1 protein-coding gene is annotated in these 271 nt (G+C 43.9%); it reads right to left on the bottom strand.

All coding sequences use genetic code 11. The annotated features are described in order from the left end of the window. Positions 1–271, bottom strand: a 271-nt coding sequence (locus tag V7K55_RS07825; protein WP_334829868.1) for a hypothetical protein, incomplete at both ends; no start/stop codon positions are given.

Here is a 271-nt window from a genome sequence, read left to right as displayed (position 1 = left end):
AGTTCCTGTTGACTGATCGACTAAAGCACCCGTGCTAGTTGGGAGAGTACCGGGCTTAGTTGGATCGATCGCTACTGCGGCATTAATTTCTAGGGAAGAGTAATCATCGATACTACCAACCTTTCCCGTAGCAAAATTAAACTGCGTGGGATCTGAAGATGGTCCAGCAAGAATTGTATAGAACCCATTTGATATCTTTTTTAGGTAGCAGCTAGTCTTTTGAGCATCAATCTGATAAAACAAAGCTTGAGCTTGGCATTGGCACGAGCCA

It is taken from the genome of Nostoc sp., assembly GCF_036919895.1.
In the GTDB taxonomy this organism is placed as follows: domain Bacteria; phylum Cyanobacteriota; class Cyanobacteriia; order Cyanobacteriales; family Nostocaceae; genus Nostoc.
The sequence above is the reverse complement of the archived record's forward strand: the minus strand, read 5'-3'. Positions and strand labels throughout refer to the sequence as shown.